At 75.2% G+C, this 15603-nt stretch carries 10 protein-coding genes; 3 read left to right on the top strand and 7 right to left on the bottom strand.

The window, feature by feature from the left end:
- Nucleotides 1–2 precede the first annotated feature (2 nt).
- The gene (locus tag EV376_RS30840; protein ID WP_486482597.1) at nt 3–2315 is read right to left on the bottom strand and encodes an EAL domain-containing protein; all 2313 of its coding nucleotides are present in this window, start codon (nt 2313–2315) and stop codon (nt 3–5) included.
- Between the two features lie 202 nt (nt 2316–2517).
- Here EV376_RS30840 and EV376_RS11460 point away from each other — a divergent pair, with 202 nt between their 5' ends.
- Nucleotides 2518–2904, top strand: coding sequence for a PH domain-containing protein (locus EV376_RS11460; RefSeq protein ID WP_130322501.1), 387 nt, complete (start codon nt 2518–2520; stop codon nt 2902–2904).
- A 19-nt stretch (nt 2905–2923) separates the two neighbouring features.
- Here EV376_RS11460 and EV376_RS11455 read toward each other — a convergent pair whose 3' ends face one another.
- Nucleotides 2924–3844 (bottom strand): 2-hydroxyacid dehydrogenase, encoded by a 921-nt coding sequence (locus EV376_RS11455; RefSeq protein WP_130322499.1) that lies wholly within the window; start codon nt 3842–3844, stop codon nt 2924–2926.
- Between the two features lie 143 nt (nt 3845–3987).
- On the opposite strand from EV376_RS11455, the gene EV376_RS11450 reads away from it, so the two are divergent.
- Both EV376_RS11450 and EV376_RS11445 read left to right on the top strand, forming a co-directional pair.
- Nucleotides 3988–5160 (top strand): PQQ-dependent sugar dehydrogenase, encoded by a 1173-nt coding sequence (locus EV376_RS11450; RefSeq protein WP_486482596.1) that lies wholly within the window; start codon nt 3988–3990, stop codon nt 5158–5160.
- A 62-nt stretch (nt 5161–5222) separates the two neighbouring features.
- Nucleotides 5223–6800 carry a metallophosphoesterase gene (locus EV376_RS11445; RefSeq protein ID WP_130322495.1) on the top strand — a complete coding sequence of 526 codons (1578 nt, stop codon included), beginning with the start codon at nt 5223–5225 and terminating at the stop codon, nt 6798–6800.
- Nucleotides 6801–6830: 30 nt separating this feature from the next.
- On the opposite strand, the gene EV376_RS11440 is transcribed toward EV376_RS11445, so the two are convergent.
- From EV376_RS11440 to EV376_RS11420, 5 genes are all read right to left on the bottom strand, one after another.
- Nucleotides 6831–9188: a transketolase-like TK C-terminal-containing protein gene (locus EV376_RS11440; protein ID WP_130322493.1), complete on the bottom strand. Its 2358-nt coding sequence runs from the start codon at nt 9186–9188 to the stop codon at nt 6831–6833.
- A gap of 122 nt (nt 9189–9310) precedes the next feature.
- Complete coding sequence (gatB, locus tag EV376_RS11435) at nt 9311–10810, bottom strand: Asp-tRNA(Asn)/Glu-tRNA(Gln) amidotransferase subunit GatB (RefSeq protein ID WP_130322491.1); 1500 nt, start codon at nt 10808–10810, stop codon at nt 9311–9313.
- Nucleotides 10811–10824: 14 nt separating this feature from the next.
- The gene (gene gatA, locus EV376_RS11430; RefSeq protein ID WP_130322489.1) at nt 10825–12300 is read right to left on the bottom strand and encodes an Asp-tRNA(Asn)/Glu-tRNA(Gln) amidotransferase subunit GatA; all 1476 of its coding nucleotides are present in this window, start codon (nt 12298–12300) and stop codon (nt 10825–10827) included.
- A complete protein-coding gene (gene gatC, locus EV376_RS11425) occupies nt 12297–12602 on the bottom strand; it encodes an Asp-tRNA(Asn)/Glu-tRNA(Gln) amidotransferase subunit GatC (RefSeq protein WP_088995614.1) in 306 nt (101 codons plus the stop codon). Before gatC ends, gatA begins: the two co-directional genes overlap by 4 nt.
- Nucleotides 12603–12687: 85 nt before the next feature.
- On the bottom strand, nt 12688–15600 hold the full coding sequence (locus EV376_RS11420; protein ID WP_130322487.1) for a bifunctional diguanylate cyclase/phosphodiesterase: 2913 nt from the start codon (nt 15598–15600) through the stop codon (nt 12688–12690).
- Nucleotides 15601–15603 lie beyond the last annotated feature (3 nt).

Genomic DNA, 15603 nt, shown 5'->3' with positions numbered 1-15603 from the left:
GGTCACCGGGAGGCGAACGGAAACTCCTCGAAGTACGCCTCGACCCGCTCCGCCGTCGCCGGCCGAGCGAGGGCGAACCCCTGCCCGTACCGGCAGCCGGCGAGGCGGGCGGCCTCCACCTGGTCGTCGGACTCCAGCTCCTCCACCACGATCTCCAGCCCGAGCCGCTCACCGACGCTGACCACCACGTCGATCAGCGGGCGGTCGGCGTTGCGGTCCACCAACTGTGGACCGACCTTGAGCAGGTCGATCGGGAGCCGGCGGAGCTGGGCGAGCGAGGCGTGCTCGGCCCGGAAGTCGTCCAGCGCCGTCCGGACCCCCAGCGACCGCAGGCCCGCCAACCGCGCCACGACCGTCGGCAGCTCCGCCGCGACCGCCGGCTCCGTCACCTCGATCACCAGGCGCTCCGGCGCCAGCCCGTACGCGTCCAGCACCGCCGCCGTCCGGGGCACGAAGTCCGGCGAGGTCAGTTCGCGTACGCCCACGTTGATCGCCATCCACAGCTCCCGCCCGGTCCCGCTCCAGCTGGCCAGGTGCCGGCAGGCGCGCTCCAGCACCCAGCAGCCGAGCTCGCCCAGCACGTCGAGGTCCTCGGCCACCGGCAGCAACTCGGCCGGCAGCACGGTGCCGAGCACCGGGCTGCGCCAGCGCAGCAACGCCTCGGCCCCGACCGGATGCCGGTCGGCCAGCCCGAGCACCGGCTGGAACACCAGATCCAGTTCGCCCCGGGCGACCGCCCCCGGCAACTCCCGTTCCAGGTCCAGGCGCCGGACCAGCTGCTCCTCCAGGTAGGCGTCGTACCACTCGACCCGGTCCCGGCCGAGCTGCACGGCACGGCGGCGGGCCAGCTCGGCCTGGCGCAGCACGTCCTGCGGGTTGGTCCCGCCGGTCTCGGCGAGGCCGATGCTCACCTGCAGCGGAAGCGCCGCGCCGGGCACCTGGTACGGCTGGGTGAGCGCGGCGACCAGCCGGGTCCCGAGCGCGTACGCCAGCATCGGCCCGACGCCGGTCGCGACCGCGAACCCGCCGACGGTCACGTCGGCCACCACGTCGTCCGGCCCGAGCACGGCCCGGGTCCGGCGCGCCACCTCGTCCGCCATCTCGGGTGCGGAGAGGTGCTCGGCCGCCTCGGCGGTGGGCGCGTGCAGCTCCACGAGCAGCAGAGCGCCGGACGGCGGCGGCGCCTCCCGCAGCGCGCCGAGCGCCCGCAGCAGCGCGCTCCGGTCGCCGGCCGGGCCGGGCCGGCGCGCGGGCAGCGCACCGCCGACTCCGCCGCCCGGGGTCGGCTCGGCCCCGGCCGGTCCCGGGCCGGAGGCCGACGTGGAACCGGGCGGTGGCCCGTCCGGTCGGCGGCCGGAGCGCAGCAGCTCCCGGAGCACCAGCGGTGGGACCGCCGCGAGAGCGAGCAGGACGGCGATCGGGTCGGGCGCCAGCCCGGAGCCGAGCCACCAGCCGGTGGCCGCCACGACCGCGCTCGCCGGAATCACCGCCCTCGGCCACACCACCGTCGGCAGCGTCGGCGGATCCAGCTCCGGAGGCAGCGCCCGCCGCGCGCCGGCCGCGGTCAACAGCACCCCGCCCACCAGCGGCGGTACGGCCAGCAGCCCCGCCCGGTCGGGCAGGGTGTCGGCCGTCAACGTGGCGAGCAGGACCAGCCCGGTCAGCGTCAGGGCCGCGCCGCCCCGGCAGCGGGCCGCCCCACCCGATCGGTCGGGCCCGGTCAGCGCGGTCAGCGCGGCGGCGGCCAGGGCGCCGACGGTGACCGCCGCCGCCAGCCGGGCCGGCGCGGTGGCGGCGTCGCGCGGCAACAGCAGCCACCCGGCGAGGGCCAGGCCGGCGCCCGACCCCGCCACGTCGGCGAGCCGGCGCAGCCGGATCCGGGCCGGCGGGCGTGCCGGCACCGACAGCGTGGCCAGCCCGGCGGCGAAGAGCAGGGCCGCGACGAGCAGCCCGGTGAGGGCGAGGGCGCTCCGCCGCGCCCCGGCGGCCAGGGGCAGGACGGCGGCGGTCAGCCCCGCGGCGACGACGGCCGCGTCGAGCAGGGCGGCCACCCGCCGGGGGCGGGCCGCTCGCCGCCGGGCGACCGCGCGCGTGTCGCCGTCCCGGACGAGGGGTCGGTGCGGGCCGGCGGCGAGCCGCGACAGCCGGGTGCCGGCGAGTGCGCTGCCGGCCGCGGCGGTGAGCGCCACCACGCCGAGGGCCGGCAGCGGTCCGACGGCGGCGGCGAGCAGGAGCAGGGAGACCACCGCGAGGACGACGGTCTCCGGCAGGGCCGGTCGGCCTGCCGAGGCGTGGATCGGGTACGCGAGGGGCACGGCGATCGCCTTCGTGAGGGGGGCACGGGGGCGGTGCGGCGGTGCGGGAGGCGGAACGAAGGTCCGCTGCCCAATCCTCGACAACGAGGTGGCGTCGGAGCAGTGACGGCAACTTTACCGTGACCTGCGTCACCATCTGGCCGCGGTCCGGCCCGGGCCACCCGCGGCGACCGGGACCGGGAGCGGGTGGGATCATCGCCGGGTGAGCAGTCCAGACGCCGTCCGGTTCCGGCACAACCAGGCCATCGTGGTCGCCGCCGTGATCGCCTTCTTCGGCGCCCTGCCGCTGGCCGCCGCCCGGTGGTACCTGCTGCCGGTGCTGCTCGTGCCCCTCGCCGTCGGGGTGTGGGCGTGGCGGGCCGGCACCGACGCCGACGCCCGGGAGCTGCGCCTGCGGGCGCTCACCGGTCAGCGCCGCATCGGCTGGCACCGGGTGGTCGAGCTGGCGGCCGACTCGCGCGGCCGGGCGGTGGCCCGCCTCGACGACGGCCACCAGGTCCAGCTCCCCGCCGTCCGCCGCGACGACCTGCCCCGGCTCGTCGCCGTCACCGGGCAGACCCTGCCCGGCGCGCCGGAACCGCCGGCCTAGGTCCGGCGCCACCGGGGCGTCAGTACCCGTCGACGACCGCGTTGAGCAGCGGCTCGCCGGTGGCCAGCCGGCGGATCTGGTCGCCGACCAACCGGTAGGCCCGCGGCAGCAGGCCGCGCACCGAGCCGGCGACGTGCGGGGTGAGCAGCACGTTCGGCATCGTCCACAGCGGGTGGTCGGCGGGCAGGGGCTCGGGGTCGGTCACGTCCAGCGCGGCCGAGATCCGACCGGTACGCAGCTCGGCGACGAGGGCCTCGGTGCGTGCCACCGGCCCCCGCGCCGCGTTGACGAGCAGCGCGCCGTCCGGCATCGCCGACAGGAACTTCTCGTCGACCAGCCCCCGGGTCTGGTCGGTCAACGGCACCAGCAGCACCACCACGTCGGCCTCGGGCAGCAGCCGGGGCAGCTCCGCGACGGCGTGGACACCCGGTCGGGCCGTCCGCGCGACCAGGGTGAAGCTCACCTCGAACGGGGCGAGGCGGGCCTGGACGGCGGTGCCGATCGAGCCGGCCCCGACGATGAGCACCCGCTTGCCGGCCAGCTCGTCGGTGGGCGCCACCTCGGCGTACGCCCACTCGCGCCGGGCCTGCGCGCGGGCGAGCGCCGGGAAGCACCGGAGGTGGGACAGGATCGCGGCGACCACCCACTCGGCCGTGGCGGGATCGTGCACGCCGCGCGCGTCGCAGAGCGTCACCCCCGGCGGCATCCGGCCGACCCACGCGTCCGCGCCGGCGGACAGCAGCTGCACCACCTCGAGATCCGGGAGTTCGCGCAGCAGGGCCGAGGCCGCCGACCCGGCGAGGAACGGCGGGACCCAGAACCGGACGCCGGCCACCGCGGACGGGAGCCGGGTCGGGTTCGGCACCACCTCCACCGTGACGCCGGCGGGCAGGTCGCCGAGCAGGGCCGGGCCGTCCTCGTGCGGGATCCACACCTTCACGCCCGCCGACGATAGGCCCTCGCCCGCCGGCCCGTCGGGCGGGGGCGGCCGGCCCTACCCGAACGGGACCGGTGCCACCGCCGCGCGGACCGGCCGCGCCCGGAGGACCCGGAATGCCGCGATGTCGGGTTACGCTGGGCCGGGTGAGCGCCCGTCCCCCGTACCCTCGCACCGGCCGCCTGCGGGCGGCCCTGGCGGCGTCGTGCGCGGCGCTGCTGGTGACCAGCGGTTGCAGCTTCGGCGAGCCGGAGCCGGACCGGGCCGGCGAGCCACCCACCTTCCCCACGCCGTCGGTCACGGCGACCCCGGGCGGCGCCGGCCAGGAGGTCGTGACGACCGTGTTGGCGAAGGGCCTGCGCGTCCCGTGGGGCATCGCCTTCCTCCCCGACGGGGGCGCGCTGGTGACCGAACGGGACAGCGGCCGGATCCTCCGGGTCGGCCCCGAGTCCGGGCCTGACGGGCTGAAGGTGACCGTCGTCCAGACGATCGCCGAGGTTTCGGCGGGCGGCGAGGGCGGGCTCATGGGCATCGCCGTGTCGCCGGACTACCAGCGGGACCGGACGGTCTTCGTCTACTACACGGCCGAGCGCGACAACCGCGTCGCCCGGCTCCGGCTCGGCGAGCGGCCGCAGCCGATCCTGACCGGGATCCCGAAGGCCGGCATCCACAACGGCGGGGGCCTGGCCTTCGGGCCGGACGGTCAGCTCTACGCCAGCACCGGCGACGCCGGCGACCGGACGCAGTCGCAGGACGCGAAGCGTCTCGGCGGGAAGATCCTGCGGATCACCACCGACGGGAAGCCGGCACCCGGCAACCCGTTCCCCGGCTCACCGGTCTGGTCGGTCGGGCACCGCAACGTGCAGGGCTTCACCTGGACCGCCGACCGGAAGATGTATGCGGTCGAGTTCGGGCAGAACACCTGGGACGAGATCAACGAGATCGGCAAGGGGCGCAACTACGGGTGGCCGCAGGTCGAGGGGCGCTCCGACGACCGCCGGTACGTCAACCCGATCGCCCAGTGGCCAACCTCGGACGCCTCCTGCTCGGGGCTGGCCCGGGCGGAGGACGTGCTCGCCACCGCCTGTCTGCGGGGCCGGCGGCTCTGGCTGGTCGAGCTGACCCCGACGGGGACGGTGCTCGGCCAGCCGCGGGACCTGCTGACCAACCGCTACGGCCGGCTGCGGGCGATCGCCGCCGCGCCGGACGGTTCGCTGTGGGTGAGCACCTCCAACCACGACGGACGCGGTGACCCCGCACCGGAGGACGACCGGCTCCTACGCCTCGTGTTCGCTGACGGCGGAGCCGGACGAAGCTGACGTCCGGGGACACCGACCCCAGGTTTGCCAAGATCCCTCGGCGGGCAGGTCAGAATTTCAGGATGGACGGCCAGGAGAACACGCAACAGGACGGCCGGGGCGGCGGGCCCCGCCGCGCCCGGTGGTTCCCGCTTCGCCGGCAGGCGCGCGGGCCCGCGGGCGGCTCGTCCGGGCGGCGGGCGCTGCGGGCCGCCGGTGTGACGCTGGCCGTTCTCGCGGTGACCCTGGTCGGCGTCATGATCGGAGTGCTCGCTGGCGGCCGGGTGAGCACCGACATCGGGCCGTTCCAGGCGGACCTGACGGTGGCGCCGGCCCTCAGCGGTGGCACCACGGTCGACGTCCCGCCGCTCGGCTCGCTGCTGCTCGACAGCCACGACGGGCCGACCCGGCTGACGGTGGAGCTGGGTTCGCTCGACCAGAGCCGCACCGAGGCCCTCCTGCACGACCCGGCCAGTATCAGCCAGGCGAGCCGCACCGCCGTCGACGACGTCCGCGAGGGAGTCATGCGGCTCGGCGTGCGTACGGTCGCCGCGACCGTGCTGGCCACCCTGGTGCTGGCCCTGCTGGTGTTCCGCGACACCCGCCGGGCCGCCTGGTCGGGCACCCTCGCGCTACTGGTGACCGCGGGCAGCCTGGGTGCCGCTGCGGCCACCATGCGGCCCCAGTCGATCGAGGAACCGCGCTACGAAGGGCTGCTGGTCAACGCACCGGCGATCGTCGGCGACGCGCGGCGGATCGCCAACGACTACACGCGCTACGCCGAGCAGCTCCAGCGCATCGTCGGCAACGTGAGCCAGCTCTACACCACCGTCTCCGCCCTGCCGGTGTACGAGCCGGCGCCCGGCACCACCCGCGTGCTGCACATCTCCGACATGCACCTCAACCCGACCGCCTGGCAGCTCATCCGGACCGTGGTGGAGCAGTTCGGCATCGACGTGGTGGTCGACACCGGTGACATCACCGACTGGGGCAGCGAGCCGGAGGCGTCGTACGTCGCCTCGATCGGGCTCCTGGCGAAGCCGTACGTCTACGTCCGGGGCAACCACGACTCGGGGCGTACGGCCGCGGCGGTGGCCCGGCAGCGCAACGCCATCGTGCTCAACAACACGACCACCACCGTCGCCGGGCTGACCATCGCCGGCATCGGCGACCCGCGCTTCACCCCGGACAAGAGCACCTCGCCGGCGGGCAGCGGCCTGACCAGGGAGACCGCCGACCAGCTCATCTCCACGGGCGACCAGCTCGCCGCGACGGTCCGCAGCTCGCCCCGGCCGGTGAACCTCGCGCTGCTGCACGACCCGGCGTCGGCCGGCCCGCTCGCCGGCAACTGCCCCCTGGTGCTCGCCGGGCACGCCCACAAACGGGACGTCTCCCGGCTGCCTCAGGAGCCGGGCCAGCCGCCCACGCTGCTGATGGTGCAGGGCTCGACCGGCGGTGCCGGGCTGCGCGGCCTGGAGGGCGAGCAGCCGACCCCGCTGTCGATGACCGTCCTGTACTTCGACGAGGACAAGCTGCTCCAGGCGTACGACGACATCACCGTGGGCGGGACCGGGCAGGCCCAGGTGAACCTCCAGCGGCACATCGTGGAGGACCCGCAGGCCGGCGCCCCCGCCCCGGTCACCCCCACCCCGACCCGCTAGCCGCCGCACCGGCCGGCGCGGGAGCGCCGGTCAGCGCAGCGACAGGGCGGCGAGGGCGGCGTTGACGATGCTGCCCGGCAGCAGGTCGTGCAGCTCGTACAGCTCGGCGACGCTGCCCGACTGGCCGAACTCGTCGACGCCGAGCGGCACCGCCGGAGCGCCGACGGCCGAGCCGAGCCAGGCCATCGCGTGCGACGCGGCGTCGTGCACGGTGACCACCGGCACCCGGTCGGCGAAGGCCGACCGCAGGGCGCCGGGCACGCTCGGGACGGTGGCCGTGCGGACGCCCTGGCGCAGGGTGCGCTGCCAGGCCCGGTACAGGCGGTCCAGGCTGGTGACGTCGACGACGTGCGCGGCGATGCCCTCCTCGGCCAGTTCGGCGGCGGCGGCGAGCACCTCCGGCAGCACCGCGCCGGAGGCGGCGAGCTGCACGACCGGGGCGTCGGCCAGGTGCGGGTACGCCTGGTGCGCGTCGACCAGGCGGTACCCGCCGGCGAGCACCTGGCGGCGCAGCACCGCGTCACCGAGCCGGGCGCGGGCCGCCTCGAACGGCGCCTGGTCCACCGGACGGGTGCTCAGCCGGAAGTAGTACGCGCCGTCCTCGGCCGGCGCGGCGGTGGCGGCCGGCGCCGATCCCCCGGCGATCTGGCCCAGCGCGTCGCAGAGCAGCCAGTCCAGCGTGGCCGCGTACGCGGGCTCGACGAAGGTGACGCCGGGCAGCTCCAGCCCGACGCTCGCGGTGATCGTGGACTGGTGCGCGCCGCCCTCGGGAGCGAGGGTGATGCCCGACGGGGTGCCCGCGACGACGAACCGGGAGCCGGAGTAGGTGCCGTAGAGGAAGGCGTCCAGGCCGCGCAGCACGAACGGGTCGTACACGGTGCCGACCGGCAGCAGCGGCTGCCCGGACAGGTCCCAGGACAGGCCCAGCTGCCCGAGCAGCAGGAACAGGTTCATCTCGGAGATGCCCAGCTCGATGTGCTGACCGGACGGGCTCTCGGTCCAGCGCAGCATCCGGTCCTCCGACCAGGAGCGCTGCTCGGTCGGCGCGAACACCCCGGTCTTGTTGATGAAGCCGGCCAGGTTGGTGGAGGTGGCCACGTCCGGCGCGGTCGTCACCAGGTAGCGCCCGACCTGCGGGTCCCGGGCCAGGTCGACCAGCACCCGGCCGAAGACCTCCTGGGTGGAGATCGGCTTGTTCGCGCGTGCCTTCGTGGTCTCCGGAACGGCGACGCCCAGCGCACGCGCGCGGGGCTTGCGGGACAGCGCCTCGCGGCGCTCGCCGGCCCGGATGCCGGCCGGGGACGCCGGGTCGAGGCGGTCCCACTCGGTGTCCAGGGTGAGGCCGTGCGCCGCGCGCAGCGCGTCGACCTGCTCGGTGGTGAGCAGGGCCGAGTGGTTGCGCGGGTTGCCGGCGATCGGCAGGCCCCAGCCCTTGACCGTGTACGCGAAGACGACGCTGGGCCGGTCGGTGACCGCGTCGCACTGGGCGTACGCGTCGAGCATGGCCTCCAGGTCGTGCCCGCCCAGGTCGGTGACGAGCGGGCCCAGCTCGTCGTCGGGGATGTCGGCGATGAACTCGGCGATCCCGGCCGGGGCGCCGTCGAGGAACTGCTTGCGCAGCGCCGGCCCGGCGAGCCCGAACAGCGACTGGTACTGCTCGTTGGGCATGGCGTCGATCCAGTCGCGCAGTGCCTCGCCGCCCGGCCGGGCGTAGGCCGCGGCGAGCCGGCGGCCGTACTTGACCTCGACGACGTGCCAGCCGGCCGCCTCGAACTGCCCGCGCCACTGGTCGATCCGGATGCCCGGGACGACCCGGTCCAGCGACTGGCGGTTGAAGTCGACCAGCCACATCACGTTGCCCAGCCCCTTGGTGACGGGGTCGGCGACGGCCTCCCAGATGTTGCCCTCGTCGAGTTCGGCGTCGCCGATGATCGCGACGAAGCGGGACCGCGGGCGCTCGCCGAAGTGGGCGTCGACGTAGCGGCGGGTGACCGCCGCGAACAGCGGCGCGGCCGCGCCCAGACCCACCGAGCCGGTGGAGAAGTCGACCTGGTCCGGGTCCTTCGTGCGCGACGGGTACGACTGCAGGCCGCCCCGGGCACGCAGCCGCGTCAGGTACGACCGGTCCAGGTTGCCGAGCAGGTACTGGATGGCGTGGAACACCGGGGACGCGTGCGGCTTGACGGCGACCCGGTCCTCGGCGTCGAGGTGCGCGAACCACAGCGCGGTCAGCGCGGTCACCAGCGAGGCGCTCGACGCCTGGTGCCCGCCGACCTTGACGCCGTCGCCGGTGTCCCGGTCGTGGTTCGCGGCGTCGACGATGCGGGTGGCGAGCCAGAGCACCCGCCGCTGGATCTCGTCGAGGACGTCGTGGTCGTGCTGGTTCACGGTGACTCCATCCGGGCGTCGCCGTTGACGCCCTCCGAGGGGGTTTCGCCTGTTGATCATGAGGTTAGCGGCTGTCGACCGCTAACCTCATGATCAACTCGGGTGGCGGGAGCGGGCCAGCGTCAGCCCTGCGCGCCGAGGCGGTTCAGGATCAGCTCGCGGACGGTCTTCGCGTCCGCCTGACCGCGGGTGCTCTTCATCACCGCGCCGACCAGCGCGCCGGCCGCGGCGACCTTGCCGCTGCGGACCTTGTCGGCGATGTCCGGGTTGGCGGCGATCGCCTCGTCCACCGCGGCGGTCAGCGCGCCGGTGTCGGAGACCACCTCCAGGTTGCGGTTGGCCATGACCTCGGTCGGCGAGCCCTCGCCGGCCACCACACCCTCCAGGACCGTCCGGGCCAGCTTGTCGGTGAGCTTGCCGGCGTCGACCAGGCTCTGCAGCTCGGCGACCTGCGACGGGCTGGCGCCGACGTCGGCCAGCTCCACGCCGGTCTCGTTCGCCCGGCGGGACAGCTCACCCAGCCACCACTTGCGGGCGGCCGCCGGGGTGGCCCCGGCGGCGACGGTCGCCTCGATCAGCTCGACCGCGCCGGCGTTGAGGATCGACTGCATGTCCAGGTCGGACAGGCCCCACTGCTGCTGGAGCCGGCGCCGGTGCAGCCGGGGCAGCTCGGGCAGCGCCGCCTTCAGCTCGGCGACCCAGGCCGGGTCCGGCGCCAGCGGCACCAGGTCCGGCTCCGGGAAGTAGCGGTAGTCCGTCGCGGTCTCCTTGGACCGGCCGGGCGTGGTGTCCCCGGTGTCCTCGTGGAAGTGCCGCGTCTCCTGCGTGATCCGGCCGCCGGCGTCGAGCACCGAGGCCTGCCGCAGCATCTCGGAGCGGACGGCCCGCTCCACCGACCGCAGCGAGTTGACGTTCTTCGTCTCGGTGCGCGTGCCCCACTCCTCGCCCGGCCGGTTCAGCGAGGTGTTGACGTCGCAGCGCAGCGAGCCCTCCTCCATCCGGACGTCGGAGACGCCCAGCGAGCGGATCACGTCCCGCAGCTCGGTCACGTACGCCCGGGCCACCTCCGGCGCCAGCGCGCCGGTGCCCGGGATCGGCTTGGTGACGATCTCGACCAGCGGGATGCCGGCCCGGTTGTAGTCGACCAGCGACTCGGTCGCACCGTGGATGCGGCCGGTCGCGCCCCCCACGTGCAGGGTCTTGCCGGTGTCCTCCTCCAGGTGCACCCGCTCGATGCCGATCCGCACGGTCTCGCCGTTCACCTCGACGTCCAGGTAGCCGTCGACGCAGAGCGGCTCGTCGTACTGGCTGATCTGGAAGTTCTTCGGCATGTCCGGGTAGAAGTAGTTCTTCCGGGCGAACCGGCACCAGGTCGCGATCGAGCAGTTCAGCGCGAGGCCGATCCGGATGGTCGCCTCGATCGCCGCCTTGTTCGCCACCGGCAGCGAGCCGGGCAGGCCCAGGCAGACCGGGCAGACCCGGGTGTTCGGCGCGCCGCCGAAGTCCGTCGGGCAGCCGCAGAACATCTTGGTGTTCGTGCCCAGCTCGACGTGCGTCTCCAGGCCGATCACCGGTTCGAAGCGCGCGACGACCTCGTCGTACGCGGGCAGTGTCGTCGTCATCGGTGGCTCCTGCCTCACAGTGCCGGTGGGGTGAACGTGCCGACGGCGCTCTCCAGCGCGGCCGCGACCCGGTACATCCGGTCGTCGGCCATCGTCGGCGCCATGACCTGGAGACCGACCGGGAGCCCCTCGGAGAGGCCGCACGGCACCGAGATGCCCGGCCCGCCGTACAGGTTGCTCGGGATGGTGAACAGGTCGGCCAGGTACATCTGGTACGGGTCGGACATGCGCGCCCCGATCGGGAACGCCACGAACGGCGTGGTCGGCGAGATCAGCGCGTCGACCTGCTCGAACGCCGCGGTGAAGTCCCGGGTGATCAGGGTCCGGACCTTCTGCGCCTGCCCGTAGTACGCGTCGTAGTAGCCCGACGAGAGGGCGTACGTGCCGATCATGATGCGCCGCTTGACCTCCGGGCCGAAGCCGGCCTCGCGGGTCAGCGACATGACCTCCTCCAGCGAGCGGTTGCCGTCGTCGCCGACCCGCAGACCGAAGCGGACGCCGTCGAAGCGGGCCAGGTTGGAGGAGCACTCGCTCGGCGCGATCAGGTAGTACGCCGGCAGCGCGTACTTGAAGTGCGGGCAGGACACCTCGACGATCTCGGCGCCCAGCTTCGTGAGCGTGTCGACCGCCTCCCGGAACGCGGCCAGGACCCCCGGCTCGGCGCCCTCGCCGGCGAACTCCTTCACCACGCCCAGCTTCACGCCGGTCAGGTCACCGGTCGCGCCGAGCCGCGCGGCGGCGACCACGTCCGGCACCGGGGCCGGGATCGAGGTCGAGTCACGCGGGTCATGACCGCCGATCACCTCGTGCAGCAGCGCGGCGTCCAGCACCGTACGGGCGCAGGGGCCGGGGGTGTCCAGCGAGGACGAGAACGCCACCAGGCCGTACCGGGAGGTCCCGCCGTACGTCGGTTTCGCCCCGACGGTGCCGGTGACCGCGCCGGGCTGGCGGATCGAGCCGCCGGTGTCCGAGCCGATCGACAGCGGCGCCTCGTACGCGGCCAGCGCGGCGGCGCTGCCGCCACCGGAGCCGCCCGGGATCCGGCTCAGGTCCCAGGGGTTGTGCGTCGGCCCGTACGCCGAGTACTCGGTGGAGGAGCCCATCGCGAACTCGTCCATGTTGGTCTTGCCGAGCATCACCGTGCCCGCCGCGCGCAGCCGCTCCACGATCGTCGAGTCGTACGGCGGGCGCCAGCCCGCCAGGATCTTCGAACCGACGGTGGTCGGCACGCCCTTCGTGGTGAGCACGTCCTTGACCGCGACCGGCACGCCCGCGAGGGGGCCGAGCGGCTCACCGGCCGCCCGCCGGTCGTCCACCTTCCGCGCCGCCTCCAGCGCGCCCTCGGTGTCGACGTGCAGGAACGCGTGGACCCGGTCGTCGACGGCGGCGATCCGGTCCAGGTGCGCCCGGGTGACCTCGACGGCGGAGGTCTCGCCGTTCGCCACCAGGCCGGCGAGCTCCCCGGCGGTGAGCTTCGTCAGATCGGTCATGAGGCCACATCCTCGTCCAGGATCCGCGGGACGCGGAACCGCTGCTCCTCGGCGTCCGGCGCGCCCGACAGCGCCTCCTCGGGGGTCAGGCACGGCGTCACCACGTCCTCGCGCAGCACGTTGGTCAGCGGCACCGAGTGGGACGTCGGCGGGATGTCCGCCGCGGCGACCTCGCCGACCTGGGCGACCGCCTGGAGGATCACGTCGAGCTGGCCGGCGAACGTGTCCAACTCCTCCTCTGTCACGGCGAGCCGCGACAGTCGCGCCAGGTGCGCGACCTCCTCGCGGGAGATGGCGGCCATCGGTGCCCCCTTCGTGGCTGTCCTGCTGCGTCTGTCCGCGCCGACCGCGCGGTTTGCTGCGTGACGCGCGGTGACCGGAGCGAGTCTATTGTTCCGCCCCGGCGGCCCGCTCCCGAGTCCCCCTCCCGGCTCCCCCGCCCGGCGCCGGGCGCACCGGGCGGTAGCGGGCCAGCCAGCCGGCGAGTTCCTCGGCCGGCATCGGCCGCGCGTAGAACCAGCCCTGGGCGGCGTCGCAGCCGGCCGCGTACAACATCCGCCAGGTCCGCTCGTCCTCCACACCCTCGGCGACCACCCGCAGCCCGAGCGCGCCGGCCAGCTCGATCATCGAGGTGACGATCGCCGCGTCGTCGGTGTCCTCGGCCATGCCCAGGACGAAGGAGCGGTCCACCTTCACCTCGGACAGCGGCAGCCGGCGCAGGTGCTGCAGCGACGAGTACCCGGTGCCGAAGTCGTCCAGCGCGATCCCCACGCCGAGGCGGTGCAGCCGGGTGATGGTGGCCAGCACGCGGCGCGGGTCGGCCATCAGCGCTCCCTCGGTGATCTCCACCTGGAGGAGCCGTGGCGGTACGCCGTACCGGGTGAGCCGGTCGGCGATCCGGTCGGCGATCTCGCCGGTGTGCAGGTCGCGCACGCTGACGTTCAGGGACGCCCGCAGGCCGACCCCGGCGGCCCGCCACTTCGCCAACTGCTCCACGACGTCGTCGACGACACGGAAGGTGAGCAGGCGCATCACCGCGCTCTGCTCGGCCACCCGGATCAGCTCCTCCGGGTCGACCATCCCGCGGCGCGGGTGCCGCCAGCGCAGCAGCGCCTCGACGCCGACCACCTCGCCGGTCGCGATGGCGATCTGCGGCTGGTAGTACATGGTGATCTCACCGGCGTCGGCGGCCGGGTCACCGACCGCCCGGTCGGCCACGCCGCGGGCGGGGTCCCGCACCGCGCCGGTCCGGCGCGCCCCGTTCCAGCGACCGGCCGGCGCCCGATTGTCCCGCCCGGCCACCTCGCCCCGCCCCGACGCCGCGCCGCCGGCCGGCTCGCCCCGTCCGGTCGGCTCGCCGTGTCCCGCGGGCTCGCCGCGTTCCAGCACCTCGCCACGTTGCGGGTGACCCGGCCGCTCGGCGGGCCGGGCCGGCCGGTTCGGGACGCGGCCGGCAGGCGGGTGGCCGGCGGCGCCACCGTCGGCCGCCTGGCCGGCGCGGCGGCGGATCGGGTCGGCGGCGGCGACGATCTGCCGGATCAGCTCGTCGCTGTGGGTCAGGTCGGTGCGCTGCCGGCGGCCGCGCTGCCACCACCGGCCGGCCCGCGCTTCCCGGGCCGGCAGCACGGCGCCGTCGCCGCCCCGGGCGGTCGCCGGGATCGCCGTCAGCGCCGGCCCGCCGGAGGTGAGCGCCGGCCGGGGCTCGTCCCGTCCGGCGGCCGCCCCGGCGCCGTCCCCGACACCGCGGTCACCGGCCCGCGCGCCCGGCCCCGCACCGCCGCCGTTGCGGGCGGCGACGCCGGTGCCGTCCGCCCCGCCCGACCCGGCGTTCACGAGCCCGCCGGCGCTGGCACCCGTACCCGCGTCCGCGGGGACGTCGGCGTCGGCGTCGGCGTCGGCGTCGGCGTCGGCGTCGGCGTCGGCGGGATCGTGCGGCGGATCGGCCGGGTCCGACCCCGCGCCGGCCGGGCCGACCGCGCCCGGGCCCAGCGCGCTCGGGCCGGCCTCCAGCACCCGGCGCAGGTCGGCGAGGAGACCCAGCCGCTCGGCGGAGTTGTGGTCGGACTCGGCCGTGTACACGGCCACCGTGTCGTTGCGGTGCTTCGCGTCGTACATCGCCACGTCGGCGTGGCGCATCAGGGTCGCGAAGTCCTCGCCGTGCTCGGGGAAGAGCGCGATGCCGATCGAGCCGCCGACATCCAATGGCAGCCCGTCCAGCGGGACCGGCTCCGCCAGCGCGGCCACCACGCGGTCGGCCAGCTCGCGCGCCTCGCCGGCGTCGGTCAGCCCGGTCATCACGATGGCGAACTCGTCCCCGCCGAGCCGCGCCACCATGTCCTCGCCGACGACGTCGGTGAGGCGGCTGCTCACCTCGACCAGCAGCCGGTCCCCCACCGCGTGCCCGAGCGCGTCGTTGACGTGTTTGAACCGGTCCAGGTCGATCAGCAGCAGCGCCAGCCGCGCGCTCCGCTCACCCCGCGCCGCCCGCTCGGCGTGCAGGTGCAGCTGCTCGCCGACCTCGGCGAGCAGCGCCTTGCGGTTGGGCAGCCCGGTGAGCGGGTCAAGAGACGCGAGCTGCTGCTGCTCGACGCTGAGCCGGGCCATCCGGTAGACCGCGAACAGCGGCACCAGTACCAGCGGAATCAGCGCCGCGCTCGCCCGGGCCGCCGTCACCAGGACCGGAGCGAGCAGCAGCAGCGAACCGGTGGACAGCAGCTCGAACCCCAGCCCCTGGCGCAGGCCGGGCAGCCACCGCTCGCCGAACCGCAGCCGCACGGCCGAACTGACCAGCCCGTAGTTGACGGCGAACCAGGCGAGCATGGCGCCGCCCAGGGCGGCCACGTCCGTCCAGCCCAGACGGTCGCCGCCGAACAGGTCGTCCGCACCGAGCCGGGTCACGGCGTACGCGGCGGCGAGGGCGCAGGCGTACTGCCCGGCGTTGAAGGCGGTCCGCCAGGGGGCGTACCCCATCCGGGCGCCCGACACCACGACCGCCACCGCCTGCACGGCGACCGCCGGGCCGAGACCCCAGCCGAGCAGGATCGCGAACGTGAAGCAGGTCGACGGGAAGACCGCCGACGACTGCCGCCGCCCCGGCGGGACGAACGGCCGGGCGTCGCAGGCGACGGCCAGCGCGGCCATGGTCCAGAACGCGGCGGGCAGCCGGGGGACCTCGTCGACCAGCGCCAGCAGGGGGCCCGCCGACACCAGCGCGGCCACGGCGAGGACCGCGGCCACGTAGGCGGAGAACGGCGCGATCCGTCCTGGTGGGACGGAGTTGCGCGGATCGGCGGTCTCCATCAC

This window comes from Micromonospora sp. CNZ295 (genome assembly GCF_004217535.1).
Note: the sequence above shows the minus strand (reverse complement) of the source record. Positions and strands in the feature narration are given on the sequence as shown.

Coding starts and splice junctions, on each gene's coding strand:
- EV376_RS11445 (WP_130322495.1), top strand. CDS start 5,223: ATGGACGGCCAGGAGAACACGCAACAGGACGGCCGGGGCGGCGGGCCC.
- gatB (WP_130322491.1), bottom strand. CDS start 10,810: ATGACGACGACACTGCCCGCGTACGACGAGGTCGTCGCGCGCTTCGAA.
- gatA (WP_130322489.1), bottom strand. CDS start 12,300: ATGACCGATCTGACGAAGCTCACCGCCGGGGAGCTCGCCGGCCTGGTG.
- gatC (WP_088995614.1), bottom strand. CDS start 12,602: ATGGCCGCCATCTCCCGCGAGGAGGTCGCGCACCTGGCGCGACTGTCG.
- EV376_RS11420 (WP_130322487.1), bottom strand. CDS start 15,600: ATGGAGACCGCCGATCCGCGCAACTCCGTCCCACCAGGACGGATCGCG.